Source organism: Endobacterium cereale (assembly GCF_009617585.1).
Classification (GTDB): Bacteria; Pseudomonadota; Alphaproteobacteria; order Rhizobiales; family Rhizobiaceae; genus Neorhizobium; species Neorhizobium cereale.
Window position 1 is genome coordinate 77,335 of sequence record NZ_WIXI01000050.1, and the last position, 19,308, is coordinate 96,642.

15 protein-coding genes are annotated in these 19,308 nt (G+C 59.0%); 7 read left to right on the plus strand and 8 right to left on the minus strand.

What is annotated here, in order from left to right:
• Both GAO09_RS23905 and GAO09_RS23910 read right to left on the minus strand, forming a co-directional pair.
• Entirely contained in the window at window positions 1–957 is a 957-nt protein-coding gene (locus tag GAO09_RS23905) for an N-acetylglucosamine kinase (protein WP_153358480.1), read from the minus strand.
• A complete protein-coding gene (locus GAO09_RS23910; RefSeq protein ID WP_153358484.1) occupies window positions 954–1,994 on the minus strand; it encodes an SIS domain-containing protein in 1,041 nt (346 codons plus the stop codon). The genes GAO09_RS23905 and GAO09_RS23910 overlap by 4 nt, the downstream gene beginning before the upstream one ends.
• A gap of 117 nt (window positions 1,995–2,111) precedes the next feature.
• Here GAO09_RS23910 and GAO09_RS23915 point away from each other — a divergent pair, with 117 nt between their 5' ends.
• Window positions 2,112–3,296 carry an ROK family protein gene (locus GAO09_RS23915; protein WP_209018823.1) on the plus strand — a complete coding sequence of 395 codons (1,185 nt, stop codon included), beginning with the start codon at window positions 2,112–2,114 and terminating at the stop codon, window positions 3,294–3,296.
• A 10-nt stretch (window positions 3,297–3,306) separates the two neighbouring features.
• Here GAO09_RS23915 and GAO09_RS23920 read toward each other — a convergent pair whose 3' ends face one another.
• The 6 genes from GAO09_RS23920 to GAO09_RS23945 form a co-directional block, all read right to left on the minus strand.
• On the minus strand, window positions 3,307–4,911 hold the full coding sequence (locus GAO09_RS23920) for a glycoside hydrolase family 43 protein (protein ID WP_153358496.1): 1,605 nt from the start codon (window positions 4,909–4,911) through the stop codon (window positions 3,307–3,309).
• 62 nt (window positions 4,912–4,973) lie between these two features.
• Entirely contained in the window at window positions 4,974–5,762 is a 789-nt protein-coding gene (locus GAO09_RS23925) for an ABC transporter ATP-binding protein (protein ID WP_153358499.1), read from the minus strand.
• Window positions 5,763–5,764: 2 nt separating this feature from the next.
• Window positions 5,765–6,613, minus strand: coding sequence for an ABC transporter ATP-binding protein (locus GAO09_RS23930; RefSeq protein ID WP_153358502.1), 849 nt, complete (start codon window positions 6,611–6,613; stop codon window positions 5,765–5,767).
• Window positions 6,606–7,520 (minus strand): ABC transporter permease, encoded by a 915-nt coding sequence (locus GAO09_RS23935; RefSeq protein ID WP_153358504.1) that lies wholly within the window; start codon window positions 7,518–7,520, stop codon window positions 6,606–6,608. Before GAO09_RS23935 ends, GAO09_RS23930 begins: the two co-directional genes overlap by 8 nt.
• A complete protein-coding gene (locus tag GAO09_RS23940) occupies window positions 7,521–8,582 on the minus strand; it encodes an ABC transporter permease (RefSeq protein WP_153358506.1) in 1,062 nt (353 codons plus the stop codon).
• 26 nt (window positions 8,583–8,608) lie between these two features.
• Window positions 8,609–10,201, minus strand: a complete 1,593-nt coding sequence (locus GAO09_RS23945; protein ID WP_235938437.1) for an ABC transporter substrate-binding protein — start codon at window positions 10,199–10,201, stop codon at window positions 8,609–8,611.
• Window positions 10,202–10,318: 117 nt separating this feature from the next.
• Here GAO09_RS23945 and GAO09_RS23950 point away from each other — a divergent pair, with 117 nt between their 5' ends.
• From GAO09_RS23950 to GAO09_RS23975, 6 genes are all read left to right on the plus strand, one after another.
• Window positions 10,319–11,029, plus strand: coding sequence for a GntR family transcriptional regulator (locus tag GAO09_RS23950; protein ID WP_153358508.1), 711 nt, complete (start codon window positions 10,319–10,321; stop codon window positions 11,027–11,029).
• Window positions 11,030–11,042: 13 nt separating this feature from the next.
• Entirely contained in the window at window positions 11,043–11,951 is a 909-nt protein-coding gene (locus GAO09_RS23955; protein ID WP_153359340.1) for a dihydrodipicolinate synthase family protein, read from the plus strand.
• 13 nt (window positions 11,952–11,964) lie between these two features.
• The gene (locus GAO09_RS23960; RefSeq protein ID WP_338015096.1) at window positions 11,965–13,104 is read left to right on the plus strand and encodes a mandelate racemase/muconate lactonizing enzyme family protein; all 1,140 of its coding nucleotides are present in this window, start codon (window positions 11,965–11,967) and stop codon (window positions 13,102–13,104) included.
• Between the two features lie 688 nt (window positions 13,105–13,792).
• Window positions 13,793–15,094, plus strand: coding sequence for a calcium-binding protein (locus GAO09_RS23965; protein ID WP_209018824.1), 1,302 nt, complete (start codon window positions 13,793–13,795; stop codon window positions 15,092–15,094).
• A 416-nt stretch (window positions 15,095–15,510) separates the two neighbouring features.
• On the plus strand, window positions 15,511–15,792 hold the full coding sequence (locus tag GAO09_RS23970) for a hypothetical protein (protein WP_153358512.1): 282 nt from the start codon (window positions 15,511–15,513) through the stop codon (window positions 15,790–15,792).
• A gap of 186 nt (window positions 15,793–15,978) precedes the next feature.
• Window positions 15,979–19,308 (plus strand): beta strand repeat-containing protein, encoded by a 3,330-nt coding sequence (locus tag GAO09_RS23975; RefSeq protein WP_274379782.1) that lies wholly within the window; start codon window positions 15,979–15,981, stop codon window positions 19,306–19,308.

Here is a 19,308-nt window from a genome sequence, read left to right on the forward strand (position 1 = left end):
TTAGATTGAGACACGATTTGCCACAGGCTGATCGGTCTTCGTAGTTCCCGTTTGCGATGTTATGTGGATTTGTCTGGCAAGATTTAGCGCGCCCCTGACCGGTGGATCGGTCAGAAGCGCGGTTTCCGTCGAAGCGCCGAGCAGGCGGCGGACTTCTCTGGTGAACGCGGTAAAAAGTGCGGGCTGGCCGGTGATGACGCCACCGGCGCAAACGATCGTTTCGACGTCGCCACCGCGCCGCTGCAAAAGCGCGACGAGTTCGGCAAGCGCAAGCGCGTGATTATCAATGATTTTCTGCGCACGCGCAGAACCGTGTTCGGCGGCCTCGAACACCAGATGCGCGGCCTGCGACCAGATGCGTGGATCGATGGTTGAAAAGGCGTGGGTCAGCCCATGCGGGTGATCGAGGCCGAAATGGGCAAGAAGATCGTCGCTCAGCGGATCGGGCTCACCCTTGTCATAGGCATCCAGAACCTGTTTTGCGGCATCACGAACGATACCGACGGCGCCACCTTCGTCGCCAAAAATCCAGCCCCAGCCACCTACGGTCAATGTCGTGTCGCCAACGGTCGCCGTTGCCGACGATCCCGTGCCGGCAATGACGCCGGTGCCGGAGGATTTTCCGTAGGCAAGGATCAGAAGGCTCGAATCGTTGAGAATATGCACGACCGGATAATGGGCGGTGAGCGGGCCACGCAAGACCGCTTCCTGTTCGGGACTGTCATTGCCATGCACACCGGCGACGATCACGACGGGGTTGCCGAACGGCGCGGCCATTGTCTGCACTGTGGACAAGAGAATGTCTGCGCGTGTCGCATCATCGAGATTGGCCCAGCCGGTATTCGGCTGCACGTCGTCTGCCAGTATTTGGCCATCCAGCGCCGATGCGATCTGGATATGTATCTTGCTGCCGCCGGCATCGATGCCGACAAGCAAAGGGGTTTGAAAATCGCTCATAATGTATTCGTCAAATGATCAGTTTTGGTATCGATGCGTTGAAACGCCGCTTCATTGATGTCGAAACCGCGAATGTCGGCGGCGTGAAGCGTCAGTTTCTGGGCTATGAATGTGGAGGCGATTGCAAAGGGAATGGCATCGGCTGGCGCGAACGGCAGAACCAGCCCGTGGCTGCAGCCGGTGCAGTCGGCGGTGTCTTTTCCGGTCACGAAGGCCAGTCGTTGTGTTCGCTCGGAAAGCTGGGAAATCAGCTGTGCTTCACGGTTTGCGCCAAACAGCAGGTGTGCGCCCGGGCCGGCTGCATCCATCGGGCCATGCAGGTATTGCCGCGTTTCCATCGCCGTCGCAAACAGCCTCGGCCCCTCACGCAGCATCAGCACGCCTTCTTCCGCGACCGACATCAGAGGGGCAGGCGCGACGATATCGATGCTCGCAGAGTAAAGAAGCATTTCCGACATGCTGCGGATTTCGGCGTCCAGACGATCAGCCGTTTCGGCCGCAAGCGCGATCTGTTGCTTCCAGTGTTCGGTCCGGTTCCGGCCTGTCCATTGGTCGAGCAGCATGGCCAGCGCCAGCATCGTGCCGGTGAAACTGACAAAGGAGACGGAACTGTCGGAAAGATTGCCGAGGTTGATTTCCCGGCCGCACAATGTGCCGAGCGGAGAGGGGCTGTAATTGGTGATTGCCACCTGATCGGCGCCCGCGCCATGGCGCACGAGATCGACAACTTCGGCGCTGCGGCCGCTCTGGGAAATCAGGACTGTCAGGCCATGATGGCCCGACAGTCCTGCCGGAAGCTCGCTTGGGAGAAAACGGTGAGCATCCAGTCCATGGCGACGCATTTCATAAACGGCGGTGGCGGCGGCCGCGTGGCTTGCACCTATGCCGACCACGGTCACACGCGAAGGTTTTTCAAGGCGAGCCCGCCGGAACTGATCGTCGAGCCTGTCGACCATCGCGATCAGTTCGTCGGCCTGCGTGGCATAGGATGCCAGCGCCGAAATCCATTCGCGTTTGGGAAAAACCGCCGTGTTCAAAATTCTCCACCCCCTCCTTGAGATAAATTAAAGTTATCGACTTTAATAAATGCGTCAAGCATCTTTTGCGAAATCCCCGCGTCGGCTACACAAGGGTGTGATTTGATGGAGAAATTAATGAGCGCTGCTGCGGATCGTGCCCTCTCGGAAGTGGCGCAGCTGGTTTTCTCGCATCTGCTTGAGGTGGGTGAGGCAACGCGAAAGCTGCTTGCCGAAAGCGCGGGCTTGAGCTTTCCCACTGTCACCCTGGCGCTGACCGAACTGACCGCGAAATCCATGGTCTGCGAGTTGCGGCGAGAACAGGGCGCGCGCGGGCGTGCCACCATCGTCTATGGTGTGAGCGACGATTCCGGCTGGATTCTTGGTGTCGATATCGGCTCTACGCAGGTCAGTTTTTCAGCTCGCCTGCTCAATGGCCGCATTCTGGCGCATGAAAGCCGCAAGCACGAGGGAGGAGCCGAAAAGCTCGGCGGGCTGGCAGGGCAGCTGGTTGCGAACTCTGCCGCGCTGAAGGCGATAAAAACGCCACCGCTCGCGGTCGCGCTTGCGCTCAACCAGGTTGTGCCGCGCCAGCTGGTGCGCGAGGGCAAGCCGCGTCCGCTGGCGCTTGAAATTGCGGAAATGTTCGTGGGCGCATCGCGGCTGCCGCGCAGCATTCCGTTCCTGCTGGAGAACAACGTCAACTGTGCCGCCGTCGCCGAACATCAGGATGGCCTGATGCGCGGCCATGATGATGCGGCCTATATGCAGATCGGCGTTGGTATCGGCCTCGGATTCTTTGCGGATGGCGCGTTGATCAGGGGCGGGCAGGGCGGTAGTGGTGAGCTGGCGCAGATACCTCTGTCCTGGAGAAACGACGTGGTTTCCGGGGTCGATGCAATCGAGCGCAGATATGGTTCGCTCGGGCTCATGCAGTCGGTGTCTGGCGCCTTCACAGGTGCCGCCATGCCGGGGTCGCCGGAAGCGCTTTTTCTGCTGGCCGCCAGTGGTGATGAGACGGCAAGAATGCTGATGTCCGAGCATGGCATTGCTCTCGGTCGTCTGGCTGCCACCGCGGCCACGATCCTCGATCCCGAGATCATCGTTCTGGGCGGAGGTCTCACCCGCAACGAAGCCTTTGCCCGGATCATCGTGGATGAATTCCAGAGCCGAAATCAGGACACGCAGCTGGAGATATCGCAAAAGGGTGCCGAGGCGACCGTTTTGGGTGCATGCCTGCTGGCGCGAGATCTGGCGATCGGCCAAATTGTCGAACGGTTTCATAAACCGTTGTCGGCCCGGCCCACGCTCATGCCGCTTTAGGAGCGCAGCCCTACTGCCTTCGCTCTTCACTCTCGCGATAGACGAAACAGGAAAAGTCGGCCGTCATCGCTTGCCCACTCGTGTCATTGGCGGACATGCCGACAAACGCGCCGGTAAAATTGGCATGCTCCCCTTCGCCACCCTCATCCGAAAGAACGGAGTGATCGAGGACCGGGCCGATCCTTGTCCAATCATCGTCTTTCCAGAAATAGAAACGCCCTGCCGCCCCTCTCACTTCCAGTTTCATGCGCACAGGACCATCAGGCACGGAAACCGGCTCCTCCAGCACAACATCCGCCATGCCTTTCGGCCAGCCGCCGGCGCAGGAGAGGATTTGCAGCACACGACCAGCCGTTTCGTCATGTGTCACGCAAAGATAGTGATAGGCAAAGCTGTTGTAATAGGCGACCAGCCCGGCCATCTGATGATAGCTGGCGGGCTCGGCGTCCACCTCCGTTTCCGCGTCAAAATCGAAGTCCGTCTGACGCCGGGCCACAAGGGATTGCTCGAATGAAGAGCCAATCGCTTCCCGTCCTGTCAGCCTGAGGTGACCCGGTCGTTCCTGAAGGGAAAACAGGCGGTCCGGATAAGGCGTGCGCAGCCATTGGAAGTCGGCCGGCAGGCCAGCAGCCGGAGCAAATGTATATCGCTCGGTTGGCGCAATGGGATCTGCCGCGTTGATGCCCTGCGGTAGCGGGATTCGGTCCTGCGGCACGAAGCGCTCTCCCTCCAGCCTCAGCCAACCATCCTCACCCCACCTGCATTTCTGAATGGCAGTTTCTCGGCCAAGAACAGAGCGCCTTATGCCCGGCAATGGACGGCTGCAGAGGTGCACCATATAGGTGTCGCCATCGGACGTTTCGACGATATCGCCATGGCCGGCGCGTTGTAGCACCGCGTCCGGATGAAAGCGACTGGTGACGACGTGGGTGTCGGGGTGCAGCTCATACGGTCCCATCAGATCGCGTGCGCGGGCCATCGTGACGGCATGCCGCATGCCGGTGCCGCCCTCGGCGACCAGAAGATGATACCATCCATCGCGCTGGTAGAGATGCGGGCCCTCCGCCAGGCCATGGGAGGAACCACGGAAAATGTTGGTGATTGGACCGACCAGCTTGCCCTGGTCATGGTCGTATTCCTGAAGAACGATTCCGCCGAAGGCTGTTGGCCGGCGACGGTAATCCCATGTCAGGTTCAACAGCCATTTGCCGCCATTCTCGTCGTGAAAGAGCGAGGGATCGAAACCCGAGGAGTTGAGATAGATCGGGGAGGACCATGGCCCGGTAATCGCGTCAGAGGTTACAAGGTAGTTGTGGCAGTCCTTGAAGGAGCCGGATCTGCGTTTCACGTCCGTGTAGATAAGCCAGAAGCGACCGTCTGCATGCGTCAGGCACGGTGCCCATACGCCACACGAATCCTGTACCCCACGCAAATCGAGCTGTTCTGCCCTGTCGAGAGGCCTGCTCACCAGGCTCCAAGTCCGAAGGTCGCGCGAATGGTAGATCTGAACACCGGGATACCATTCGAATGTGGAGGTGGCGATGTAATAGTCCTCGCCGACCCTGCAGATGGAAGGATCCGGATGGAAACCGGGAAGGATAGGGTTCTGGATCATATCTGCCTCGGTTCTTTGGACCCTGGAACGCGCCCGCAATGTCCGGGCGCGTGGAAAAAAAACTATGCGGGCAACGCCTCTCTCCGACTGTTGCGCTTCTCGCTCACATATCCGCGGCTGCCATCCATCAGGATGCGCGTGTAGGGATGTTCTACGGTATTTTCGAGCAGCTGCTGCCGTGTGGCAACTTCGACGAAACCGCCGCTCTGCATGATCGCCACCCGATCGCACAGATGCGCGACCACTGCGAGATCGTGGCTGACGAGGATATAGGTCAGTTGCTCGCGCTGTCGAAGATCCTTGAGCAGATTGAGGATTTCCGCCTGAATTGATACATCGAGAGCAGAGGTCGGCTCATCCAGCAGCAGGATTTTCGGTTCAAGGATGAGGGCGCGAGCAATGGCCACGCGCTGCCGCTGGCCGCCGGAAAGCTGGTGCGGATAACGGTAGCGGAAATTGAGTGGCAGGCCGACATCGGTCAGCACCTTTTCGATACGTTCCTGGCGCCGGTCCTTGCCGTGGATCTCCAATGGCTCGAGCAGGGTGCGGCCAATCGTATGACGAGGGTGGATGGAGCCGAATGGATCCTGAAACACCAATTGCTGTTTCGCCAGCTGAGCGCGGGTGCGCTTCTGGCCGATCGTTTCGCCATCGATTTCAATCGTTCCGGTCCATTGTTTGTTGCGGCCGGCAAGCGCGCCCAGAATGGTGGACTTGCCGCAACCGCTTTCCCCGACGAGGCCAAAAGTCTCGCCTTTCTCAACCTCGAATGAGACATCCTTGACAACCTTCAGGGCGGTTTCGCCGTGGCCGTAGGACACGGCCAGATGATGGGCCTTGATCATGGACATGTTCAGTTCTCCAGCCATGCAGGGTCACGACGCAGCACTTCCAGCCTGTCCTTCGGATGGTCGAGGCTTGGAAGCGCGTTCAGAAGACCGCGCGTATAAGGATGTTGCGCCTGATCGAGATCGGCGGCGGCGATGGTTTCAACGACACGGCCGGCATACATGATGATGACGCGGTCGCAGAAACTGCGCACGAGATTGAGGTCGTGGCTGATGAAGATCAGACCGATATTGCGCTCCACCACGAGGTCGTCGAGGATCGACAGAACTTGCTGGCGCACCGTCACGTCAAGCGCGGAGGTCGGCTCGTCGGCGATGATCAGCGATGGCTGGGCGATCAGCATCATCGAGATCATGATGCGCTGGCCCATGCCGCCCGACACTTCATGCGGATAAAGGTCGAAGACGCGTTGCGGATCGCGGATATTGACGCGTTCCAGCATGGCAAGCGTGCGGCTGCGTGCCTCCTGCGGCGTGGCGCGTTCGTGCAGGATCACCGTTTCGGAAATTTGCTCGCCCACGGTCATCACCGGGTTCAGCGAATATTTCGGGTCCTGCAGGATCATGGCGATGCGCCGTCCACGAATGGAGCGCATCTCCTCCTCGCTTGCCGCCATGAGGTCGATGTCCTCGAACTGCATGCGGTTGGCCTTGACGATCGCCTGCGGCGGCTGCAGCCGCATGATGGCGCGGCCGGTCGTGCTCTTGCCGGAACCGGATTCACCGATGATGCCGATCTTTTCTCGGCCAACGGTGAAGGATACGTCGCGCACGGCGGTGGTGACGCCGGAGAGTGTCGGGAACTCGACGGACATGTTTTCGACCGTCAGAATGGTATCGGATGTGTTAGCCATTGCGGGGATCCATGATATCGCGCAGCCCGTCGCCGAGCAGGTTGAAGGCAAGGCTGACGGTCAGGATCGCAATGCCCGGAACTGTCGTCAGCCACCATGCGTCGAGCAGATACTGCCGGCCGGATGCGGCCATCGCGCCCCACTCGGCCATCGGCGGCTGGGCGCCGAGACCAAGGAAGCCGAGACCTGCTGCCGTCAGGATGATGCTCGACATGTTGAGCGTGAGGCGCACGATGATCGATGGTGCGCAGAGCGGCACGATATGGCGCAGCAGAATCCGGCCAACACCGGCCCCCTGCAGTTCGGCAGCGATGACGAAATCGGCATGGCGAAAAGTCAGCGTTTCGGCACGTGCCAAGCGCGCGATCGGCGGCCAGACGGTGAGCGCGATGGCGATGACGGCGTTTTCGATGCCGGGGCCAAGTGCTGCGGAGAAAGCCAGTGCGAGAACGAGGCTGGGAAAAGAGAGAAAGATGTCGGTGATGCGCATCAGCACGACATCCACCCAGCCGCCGAGATACCCCGATGTTGCACCGATCACGAAACCGATTGGCGCCACGATGACGGTGACAAGGATGGTGATGTAGAGCGTCGTCCTTGCCCCATAGATCAGGCGAGAGAAGACATCACGCCCGAACTCGTCGGTGCCGAACCAGTGCCCCGCGGATGGCGCCTGCAGCGCGATGGCGAAATCCTGCGTGAACGGATCGTGGATGGCGATGACAGGCGCCAGTGCCGCGACGATGACAAGCAGAAGGACGACTGCAAAACCTGCAAAAGCCAAGGGGTTTGCGAGAAGGCTCAACCAGGCGAGATAGATGTTGTGCAGTCTTGCCTGACGCGAGGAGGTAAATTCCTCGCTGATCAGCCATTCATGCAGATTTGAGAAAGTGCCGGACTTTGCCATTTAGCGGGTCCTCGGATCGATGAAGCGGTAGACAATGTCGGACAGCAGGTTGATGGCGATCGAAATGATCCCGATCAGCAGCACGCTGCCGAGCACGGCGTTCATATCGGCGAAGAACAGCGCCGAAGTGAGATAGGAGCCAAGGCCGGGCCAGGCGAAAACCGTCTCGATCAGCACCGTGCCGTCCAGGAGGCCGCAATAGGCAAGTGCGATAACGGTCAGAAGCTGAACGCGGATGTTGCGAAACGCATGCCGCCAGACGATCGGGCGTTGACCAAGGCCCTTGGCGCGTGCGGTCAGTATGTATTCCTGCCGCATCTGCTCGAGCATGAAGCTGCGTGTCATTCGGCTGAGATAGGCCATCGACGCGTAGCCCAGGATGACCGCCGGTGCGATGATGTGATGCAGCGCACTGCGAAAGACATCCCAATGACCACCAAGGGCGGAATCGATCAGGATGAAGTTCGTGCGCGCCTGCACAATGCCTTCGTCATAGAGATAGATGCGGCCGCCGGGCGGAATAGCGCCGAGATAGGCGTAGAAAACCAGGATCACGATCGTGCCGAGCCAGAAGATCGGTGTCGAATAGCCCAGAAGGCCGACAACGCGCGCCACATGATCGACCCACGTTCCCTTGCGCACCGCCGCAACGACGCCAAGCGGGATGCCGAGGCCGGCGCCGATGATCGTTGCCAGTGTCGCCAACTCGATGGTCGCTGGGAAAACGCGAGCAAGATCCTTGGAGACGGGTTGCTTGGTGATGATCGACTGGCCGAAATCCAGATGGACGACATCACTGAGATAACCAGCGAACTGGACATAGATCGGCCTGTCCAGCCCCATTTCCTTGTAAACGCGATCATAGGTGGCCTGATCCGCCTGATCGCCGATCACCGCAATGACGGGATCGGCGGGAACCATGCGGCCGACAGTGAAAGTAATCATCATCAGGCCCAACAGGGTCGTCAGGATCACCACGAACGAGGTGGCGATCTTGGTCGCAGCTTTCGGAAGCGCGGATTTTCTGGGCGCAGAGGGTTCTGAGGTCTGGATAATGCTCATACCGCTATCCTTGAAATTTTATGAGGTCACTCGGACTTGGTCACTGTGTCCCAGCGGGTCAGCCATGTCGGATGGCCGACATACCCCTTGACTTCGTTGCGGACCGCCTTCGGATCGGTGCGCTGGAAAGAGGTGACGAGTGCGGGGGAGGCGCGCAGATATGCTTCGTTGATCCGCGCATAAAGCGCGTCGCGTTTTTCCGCATCGGTCTCATGGGCCGCGGCAATGACCATGTCCTGAATGTCTTTCGGAACGTCCCAGGCGGATCGCCAGGCCACCAGGCCGGAAAGTTTTGCGTCATCGGCATTGTTGGCATTGGTGGCGTAGGATTGCAGGACCGCATGCGGGTCTGGCAGGCGCTCGCCGGTGCGCGACGAGAACAGTTCGAACTGGCGGGCGCGAAACTTTCCGATCTGGTCGCCGATCTGCAGGTCGAGCTTGATTCCGGCCTTGGCGGCATTGTTCTGGAGCGAAATGCCGACTTCGGATTCCGGCGTGCCGGGCTGCGCGAAATAGACTTTCGAGAAGCCATCCGGATAACCCGCTTCGGCAAGCAGTTGCTTGGCCTTGTCGATGTCAAGCTTATAGGGCATCTCGTCCGACGCACCGGGCAGGCCGGCAGGGATGATGGTCTGCTGTTTGGTGCCGTAATATTTCATCACGGAATTGGCGAGGCCATCGTAGTCGATCAGATAGCGGAAGGCCTCGCGGACCTTGGGGTTGGAAAGAATCTCGTCCTTCTGGTTCAGTGCCAGATAATAAAATCCGAAGCCCGGCACTTTCTGCACGGTCACCTTACCGTCTCTCTCAAGGCCGGCAAGGTCCGTCGATGACAGACGCGTGGCAACGTCGACGTCGCCGGCATCGATCTGCAGACGTTGCGCCGACGATTCCGGCACATGCCCCATATAGACCCGCCGCATGGCCGGCATGCCCTTCCAGTAATCCTTGAAAGCATCGGCGATCAGCAACTGGTTGGAGCGCCAGGTGACAAGCGAGTAGGGGCCGGAACCTGCGTCCGCCGTCTGCAAATAGTTGCGTGCCCAGTCGCCGTCCTTCTCCTTGGTGGCGAGAAACTTGCTGTCGACGATGGAGGTCGAATAGCTGGCGAGCGAATAGAGGATGAGATTGGGATTCCAGACTTCCGGTGTCTGAAGCACCAGCGTGTGGTCGTCTTCCGCCCGGATCAACTGGTCGACGTTTTTCGCCGAAAAACCCCATTGGCGAAGGTCCGTGGAAGGGGCAAGGCCCAGTTTGACCAGCCGATGCAGCGACCATTCGACATCGCGTGCCGTTACCGGATTGCCCGAATGGAAGGTCACGCCCTGGCGGATCTTGAAGGTGAAGGTCTTGCCATCCCCGGAGATTGTCCAGCTTTCCGCAAGAGATGGTTGGGGATCGGTGATGTTGTCGGGCGGCAGGGCAATCAGGCGGTCATAGAGGTTCGCCACCACCTCTGCGGCCTCCAGCTGATTGATCTCGTGTGGGTCAAGGCCGCGCATCGTCGTCATCATGATCGCGATGACAAGTTCGTCCTTTGGCGTCGCCGCAATGGCGGCAGGACCGAGTGCCGCTGCCGTCATGGCGCACGCAAGAAGCGCACGTTTAAACATCTTCATATCTGCCTCCCAAGGCTCCTCAACCTCGCCATATCGAAATTTCAGTATCGACATAGATTTCAAATCTGATATATCAAGTTTCACACAAATTGATCGTCGTCAACGGATTTTCGGAAAATGACCGCTGCCAACCCACCCTCATCAAGTCAGGCCGAATTCGAAAAAATCGACGCCAGCTTTCAAATGACGGTGCGTGATCATGTCCATCGCGCCATGCGCAGCGCCATCATCTCGGGGCGTTTTCAGCCGGGTCAGAAGATCAACGAACGTAACCTTGCCGAGCAGTTCGGGGTCAGCACGACGCCGATCAAGGAGGCGTTGCGTCAGCTTGAGACGGAAGGTCTGGTGGAGGCGCTGCCGCGACGCGGCGTGGTCATTCGCTTCAGCATGTCCTGGGCGGAGGAAATGATCCTCGCCCGCGCGGCGCTGGAATCGATGATCGCCCATCTGGCGGCAAAACGGATTGATGAAAAGGGCAAGGCAGCACTCTCGGTGATCGCCAATCGCATGAAGGAAGCGACCGCTTCCGGTGATGCGGACAGTCTGATTGCGCTCAACGAGACCTTTCACGATCACGTTCACAAAAGTTCGCAATGTGGATATCTCGCCAAGCTGATCGAGCGGCAGCAGTTCTATGACGCAAGCATTCGCCGCGTCATTCATCTCGATCCGACCGAACGGCAAAAGGCGCTGGACGAGCATGTTGCCATTGCCGACGCGATTACCGCAGGCGACACCGACAAGGCTGAGCGGACCATGCGCGACCACGTCGTGCGATCCGGCGACACTTATCTGAGCATCGTTTTCAAGAAAAAGGGAGAGGTCTGACGTGAGTGATAAAATGAAAGCCGTCAGGAAGGCGCTAACCGGAATTTCCGGTGTCCCGGTGACACCCTACAACGGCGATGGTTCTATCGATATCGCCAAGCTGAAGACGCTGATCAAGGGACTGGCGAACGCACGGGTTCACAACCTCATGGCCGCCGGCAATACGGGCGAATTCTTCACGCTCACCATGGACGAGGTGCGGGAAGTACACGCTGCGACGATCGAGGCCGCGGATGGCAAGGCGCTGGTCAGCGCTGCTGTCGGTCGCTCGCTGACAGAGGCAAAGGCGCTCGCGAAGGATGCGATTGCAGCCGGTGCCGACGCGATCATGGGCCATCATCCGATGGATCCGTTTGCCGGTCCGTCCTATCAGGCCGGCTATTTTCTGGAGCTGGCTGATTTTTCGACGGTGCCGGTTATCGCCTATGTCCGCAGCGACGGCTTCTCGGTCGCCGATTTCCGAAAGCTCGCTCTTCACCCCAATATTGCCGGCATCAAGTTCGCATCGCCGAACCTCATGCTTCTGTCGGAGGTCATTCGCTCCACGCAGGATGCGCCTGCCATCTGGGTCTGCGGTCTCGCCGAAGGCTGGGCTCCGGCGTTCTACGCCATGGGCGCTCGCGGCTTCACATCCGGCCTCGTCAATGTCTTTCCGGAACGCTCCCATGCTGTCCATCAGGCGCTTGAAGCGGGTGATTATGCCCGCGCCCGCGCCTTGATCGATGGTATTGCCGGTTTCGAGATATTGCGAACCAAATACAACAACGGCGCCAATGTGACGGTCGTCAAGGAAGCCCTTGGCATGCTCGGAACCGATGTCGGACCGGTCCGCCTGCCGGGTGTGGTCGCGCTCAACGACGAGGAGCGAAGCATTCTTCGCGGCATCGTCGATCGTGTCAAAGCCGAAGCGCTGGCTGCCTGATCGGAGAAACGACGTGCATATTACCGGTATCAAGACCTACATGCAGCGCGTGGACGAGCGTCCGCGCCTTCTTTTGAAGATCGAGACGAGCGAAGGCATTTCCGGTTGGGGGGAGTGCTACAATCACGGCCCCGACTGGGCGCTGCCGCCGCTTCTCGACTACCTCTTTCACCAGATCGAGGGGGAAGACCCGCGCCGGGTCGAATACATCGTGTTGAAACTCAACCAGCAATGCCGCTTTCCTCCCGGAGCCCTCGGTCTTGCCGCGATTTCCGCAATCGACCATGCATTGTGGGATATCGCCGGCAAGGCTGCGGGGCTTCCCGTCTACATGCTGCTCGGCGGTAGCGTTCGTGACCGGGTGCGGGTCTATTGCGGCGTCTATACCGCGCCTGATCCCGAGCAGGTGCTCGATCAGACCCTCAAGCTCAACGCGGATTATGGCTACACGGCATTCAAGCTCAGCCCTTACCGCCGCGACCTTCATTCCGGCCGTTGGAGCGAGTTGGTGAAGGAGACCGGCGACTGGTTCGGCCGTATTCGTGAAATAACGCCTTCGCATTTCGAATTCGCCTTCGATGCGCATGCCAAGATCTTCGAACCTTACAAAGCCGTCCAGCTTGCCGCTGCCATCGCACCGAATGATCCGATGTTTTACGAGGAGCCGATCCGTCCGGAGCATATTCCGGCGTGGAAGGAATTGAAGTCGAAGGTGACCGTGCCGCTCGCGACCGGCGAGTCGCTTTACAACCGCTTCGAGTTTCTCAATCTTCTCAACCAGCAGGGCGCCGATATCATCCAGCCGGATATCTGCGTGGTCGGCGGCGTGTCGGAGATGAGGCGCATCGCGACATTAGCAGAGGCTCATTATGTGACGGTTGCACCGCACAACCCGATGGGACCACTGGCGACAGCCGTCAACGTGCATTTCTGCGCGGCACAGCCGAATTTCCATGTTCTGGAGTTCAAGCCGCATATCCACGCGCCTTGGGCAGTCGATCCCTATATGCCGGTCGATGGTCATATGGAGCTGCGCCCGGATCGTCCCGGCTGGGGTATAGAGATCGATGAGAAGGTGCTTGAGAGCGACGATTACGTCCATTGGGAGCGTAAGGTCACCCGCAAGCCGGATGGATCGACCGCCTATCCTTGATTAACGATGTCTGCTCGGCTGCACTGCGCTGCGATAATGTGCCAATCGTGTGGTCGGGCATTCTTAATCCTGCACATCAATTTTTGGCCGGCGAAGATCATTCTGTCGGCCAATGCTTTCTGGCATCGACAGAAGTATTAAGCACAAAGAGCTGTCGTCGCTTGTTATGTGTGAGCGGTTTGCCTCCAGTTGGAACTGCGCCATCAGGCCACCCGTAAAAACACTAGGCTGAACATCGACAAGGCATGCCACTAAATACCAAATGAGGCACCGTCTACGTAATGACAGTGCCTAACCTTCGCCACTGAGCCAATTGCGATAGCAAAGGTGCCGCTTGCCGATTTATTAACGGAGAATTACAGAGCTGTCCCTTCTGGGTGGAAAAGCAACCACTCGTAAGGTGTACGCCTTTTTCCCGTGTAATGCCCTTGGCTTATCACGCTTCGCGTTGGTGATTCTGGTCCGCCGCCTGTCTATGATTTCGACAGGTCGGAGGTAAGCCATGTTTCATCTCAAGACGTTATTCGGTGCTTCGGGGCACGGGTGTTCGCCTGATCGCGGGCCTGCCCAAGGCCATCACAACGGACATGGCCAAGGCGGAGGTCATGGTCAGGGAAACGGCCGGTGCGGTTCTCCCGCCAACCAGGGGCCGACGACCCAGCAGGTAACCACAACGAGCAGCCTTGCTGTGTCTGTGGTCGCCGGTGCGGATGCCTATGGGCAGAATACCGCCGCGATCGTGGATGCGAACATGCGAATGTTCGACAGAGGTCTTGCCTCCTTCGCCGTGGGCAGTGTCGTATCTATCGCCGCCGCCAATGGTGACGGCGCCTATGCGGCGACCTATGCGCAAGTTGATGTCAGCGGCGCCGACCTCGGCAAGGTATCGACAAGCCAGGTTGCCTCGGCCGACGGATCATTCATGTCCACCACGACGTCCTTCGCGGTGGTGGATTTGAAATTCGATCTGAAATTGGCCGGCTGTGGTGGCGTGACGGTCAGCGAACAGTCGGGCCTTGCCAGTCCTCAGACTGACCTCAGCGGCAATGTCGCCAGCTTCGAGGTCGATGCGCTCGTTGAAGCCCAGAACAGCTATGCTGACGTCGTCGCAGACGCGCTCGCCATCGAGGATGCCATGTCCTCGACGACGATTGCGGCGACGACAGCGCTGACTGCATCGGTGACCTACACGATCGTCAGGGGCACGATACGCGATGACCAGTTCAGCGGGACATCCAGCCACGACCTGATGATGGGCGGCAAGGGCAATGACACGATGCGCGGCCTGCAGGGCAATGACTGGATGTTTGGTGAACAAGGCAACGACCGGCTTGAGGGCGGTGATGGCGACGATACAATGTTCGGCGGCACCGGCAAGGACGTGCTGCTGGGCGGTGACGGCGCCGACTGGCTTTTTGGTGGCGACGACAATGACGAACTTGATGGCGGTCAGGGCCAGGACCTTTTGAGCGGTGGCAGTGGCTCTGACACCCTCCGCGGCGGCGCCGGCGATGATTTTCTGGATGGTGGTAAAGGTAAGGACCGCTTGTTCGGCGATGGCGGCAACGACCTTTTCAGGCTCGGCGCCAGTGGTGGCGATGATGATGACATCTATACCGGCGGAGCCGGTGTCGATACCTATCTGATCAGAGACAAGATCGATGACGACACGATTACCGATTTCAACCTTGCCCAAGGCGACCGGATCGTCCTTGACGAGGATGTCGATCACTGGTCGGTGTCCATCCGTATCTCGTCTAGTGACCGAAACGACCTGGAAATCACATTTTCCGGGCAGGGGGCGGGCAGTTCAAGCCTCGTTCTTGATGATTTCTTCCGGATCAACCCGGAGTTCAAACTTGCCGGCTCCAAGCCGACGAGCAAACAGCAGGCGGATCACCTTGTGGATCACATCTTCGGCCAAACCGTCGATGATGCAAATGGCCTCCACGTATTCGTGTTCGCTGATATCCTCTTCGACCTGGGTTAGAAACTGCCTCACTCGCTAAAGCGTCGCTCTTGCAGCGACTGGAATTCGGCCTGAGGTCAATCCTTGCACCAACCAGCACCGTCGCGCTTTTAAACGCGGCGGTGCTGGTTGCATTTGCGTTTCTAAAATCCGGTCATATGGGGTTGTGTGTGCCGCAGAGAGCCCTCTGCAATAAACCGTGGGTCGATACACCATCTTACAGATGATCACTCGAAAAATGCGTATTTCCGGTATGTTACGCATTCGTTGAAGTACAATTTATGGGTGGATGGAGACTACAACTTTGGATTTTTGGATGCGCTCTGCCCGGCAGGCTTATACTCCCGATAGACATTTGAGGTTGTGAAAGCGAGGGGGTAGTTCTTGTCGTGTCAGCAGGGGCTGATATTCGAACGTTACAATCAAAGGAGAGAGACATGACCTATCATCACAACAATGACGACGTGAACCTCGATGCGTCCTATGACTTCACTTCGACGATCGATATCGAATTCAATTTGGATTCGGACATCAGCTTCAACCTGGATGTCGAGAAGGACATCTGCGTTGACGTCAACATCGACGGTAACGAAGTTTCCTTCGCCATCGACCTCCAGGCCTACGGCAGCGATACCTCCGTTGACCTGAACATCGTCGCCGCCGTCATGGAAGGCGAATGGTCGAGCATCACGGCGACCGGTTACGCCGCTGCTGCCTGATATCATCTGCCACGCTGCAGAACTGGTCTCATCGTGCAGGGTCCCGGAGTTCCGGGGCCCTTTGTCAGCATGCTTCCGGTGATGAGCTACGCCTAAAGTTGCAGGCACTGATGCGTAGTAGGACCAGCAGGAGGCTGCACTTAACCTAGAGACATCATCAACGCACAGCGCCCGGGGGAGGGCAATATGGCCAGCAAGATCGTCAAGACCTCCTTGAAGTCATCCAGCAACGCGCCGGCAGCAACAAAGACCGTGCCGGTCCCGACAGCTCAGCCGGATATCGCTGAGGGTACCCCCGCACGCATGACCACAAGTGCGCTAGTCCAGGCGGCGGCGCTCGCCGCGCCAAGCTACACATCGGTCATTTTGACCAATAACAATGACAGCCGTACGCAAAACACCGACGGCCGTTTTCACATTCAGGGGCTTGGTGGGAACGACACGATTACTGTGGCGGTCAACACTACGGGCGGTGACTATCTGGACGGCGGTGCCGGCACAGACACGCTCAATGCCGCAAACAGCAACGATTTCCTCGACGGTGGGGACGGCAACGATGTCCTGAACGGCAATGGCGGTGACGATGTCCTGCGCGGTGGTGCGGGGGCGGACACGCTGAATGGCGGCGCCGGCATCGATGCCGCCGATTATCGCAACTCGAATGCGGCCGTTACCCTGTTGCTGGCCACTGATCCGACGAAAACCGCGCGCGGTGTCGGTGGGCACGCCGCAGGGGATATCGTCAGTGGCATCGAAAACATTTTCGGGTCGGCTTTCGACGATCGTTTGACGGGAAATCTTCTGGCCAATCTGCTGGTCGGTGGCGCTGGCGCCGATGTCCTGCGCGGCATGGATGGCGACGATGTGCTGATCGGCGATGACATGCTTGACGCCGACATGAACGGCGTGCCGGACGATGAAGACGCGGACGGCATTCCCGATGGCATTAACACAACGGTTGCCGGTGGTGACGATACGCTGGACGGAGGTTTCGGCAACGATCGCCTGTTTGGCGGTGGCGGCAATGATACGTTGATGGGGGGCTTCGGTGATGACACCCTTTACGGTGGAATGGGCGACGATCTCCTCAATGGCGGCGATGGCGACGACCTGCTGGATGGCGGGGAAGGTGACGATACGCTGATTGCGAGCCTCGGCAATGATATCGTGCACGGCGGTGGCGGAAACGACTTTATCGACACCTCCATTGGAAATGACGAGATCCACGGTGGCGCAGGTGATGACGAAATCTATGCCGGCGCCGGTAACGATCAGGCCTATGGTGACGCAGGCAACGACCGGATATTCGGTTCTGCCGGCAACGATATTCTCGATGGCGGTGATGGCAATGACGAGCTCGATGGCGGCGACGGCGACGACACGCTGCTTGGCGGCAACGGCGATGACATCCTGCGCCCCGGTCTCGGCGTCAATATCGTTGATGGTGGTGCCGGCATCGACACGATCGACTTTTCGTCAGGTGGTGCGGTCGGGATCGATCTCGGCAACCACACCACCAGCGGTGCAGCCACCGGAACGACGTTCAGCAACATCGAAAACGTGACCGGTTCCTCGCAGAACGATGTGATCGTCGGCGATTCTGCCAATAACGTCCTGACAGGCGGCGGCGGTGCCGACACCCTTGTCGGCCAAGGCGGTTTCGATACTGCCGACTATTCGAAATCCAGCGCTGGGGTAACGATCATCCAGACGTCATCGTCAGCTGACCCGGCCGCGGTCGGTACCGGTACGGGCGGCGATGCCCAGGGCGACCAGCTCCTCCTCATTGAACGGATCATCGGCTCAGCCTTTGCCGACGTACTGACCGGTGGCGATCTCAATGATACTTTCATGGGTGGTGCTGGCAGCGATGTCATTTCCGGTGGTGGCGGTACCGATACGGCAGAATATTCCTCTTCTGCCGCGGGCGTAACCATCGCGCTCAGCAATACCGGCGCGGCGACCGTTTCGGGTGGGGATGCCGAAGGCGACATTCTGACGTCGATCGAAAACCTCATCGGTTCCGCTATGGCGGATGTGCTCTACGGCAATTCCCAGGTAAACCGCCTGGAAGGCGGTGCCGGCAATGATACATTCCGCACGGGTACCGGCGGTGTCGCCGCAAGCGGTATTTACGAAGTCGTCATCGGCGGCGATGGGATCGACACGATCGATTATTCCACGTCGTCATCGGCCGTGGGCGCGATCTTGTTCAACGGCGTGTCCGGCAACCTGCCAGTCAGTCAGGGTGGTGAGGCGGACGGGGACATGCTCCTTCTCATCGAGAACATCATTGGCAGCGCGTTTGGTGACCAGCTGCGCGGCAGCGAGGTCGCCAACGTGCTCAATGGCGGTGACGGCAACGACAATCTGCAGGGGCTGGGTGGAGCCGACACTCTGATCGGTGGTGCCGGAACGGATGTGGCCAGCTATTCTCTTTCGACGGCGGGCGTCACCGTTGTGCTGGCCGATAGCGGGTTTGGAATGGGAACCGGCGGCGATGCCGAGGGCGATCTCCTGAGCACGATCGAAAATCTGATCGGATCTGCGTTCAACGACGTTCTTATCGGCAATTCCGCCCAGAACCGGCTGGAGGGCGGGGCCGGAAACGACACGTTCCGAACCGGCATTGGCGGCTCATATGCCAACAACATTCAGGAGGTCGTACTTGGCGGCGACGGCATAGATACGATCGACTATTCGGCTTCGAACGCAGGTGTGTACGCACGGTTGTTCAGCGGCACATCCGGTTTGAGCCTCAGCCAGGGCGGCCATGCGGATGGTGATATCCTTGCTCAGATGGAAAATGCCATTGGTTCGAACTTCAACGACCGACTGGAAGGCACTGAGCTGGCAAACACGCTCAGTGGCGGCAATGGCGACGATGTTCTGATCGGCTTTGCCGGTGCGGATACGCTGATCGGCGGAGCTGGAACAGACATGGCGGATTATTCTGCCTCCAACGCTGGCGTGTCGGTTCAGCTGCACGCCACCGGCACTACGCAAGCGGCGGGTGGCCATGCGGATGGTGATCTGCTCAACGGCATCGAAAGCATCACCGGCTCCGCTTTCAACGATGTTCTGATCGGTAGCGCGGGCGCGAACAAACTCATCAGCGGTGCCGGTAACGATACGCTCCGGGGCGGTAGCGGCAATGACATCCTGTCGGCCACGGGCACTGGTGCCGCATCCGGCCAGAATCATCTCTTCGGTGACGGCGTAAGCGATGGTGGCAGTGCGGGTATCGATCAGTTCCGCATTCTCGGCGGCACCAACTTCATTCGCGATTACCAGACCGGAGAGGATGTCATCGTCAACAGTCTGACCGCCAATCCGAGTTTGACGGCGATCGGCATCAGCGGTGTCAACTATTACGCAGGCTTGCTGACCGGAGCGACGCATCAGACCTACGTCATCTTTGGCGCGACCGCTGCCATGTCGCAGGCGGAGGCGATCGCGAGCATGACGACATTCGTACAGAACGATCTGTTCGTAGACGTGAACCTGATTGCCTGA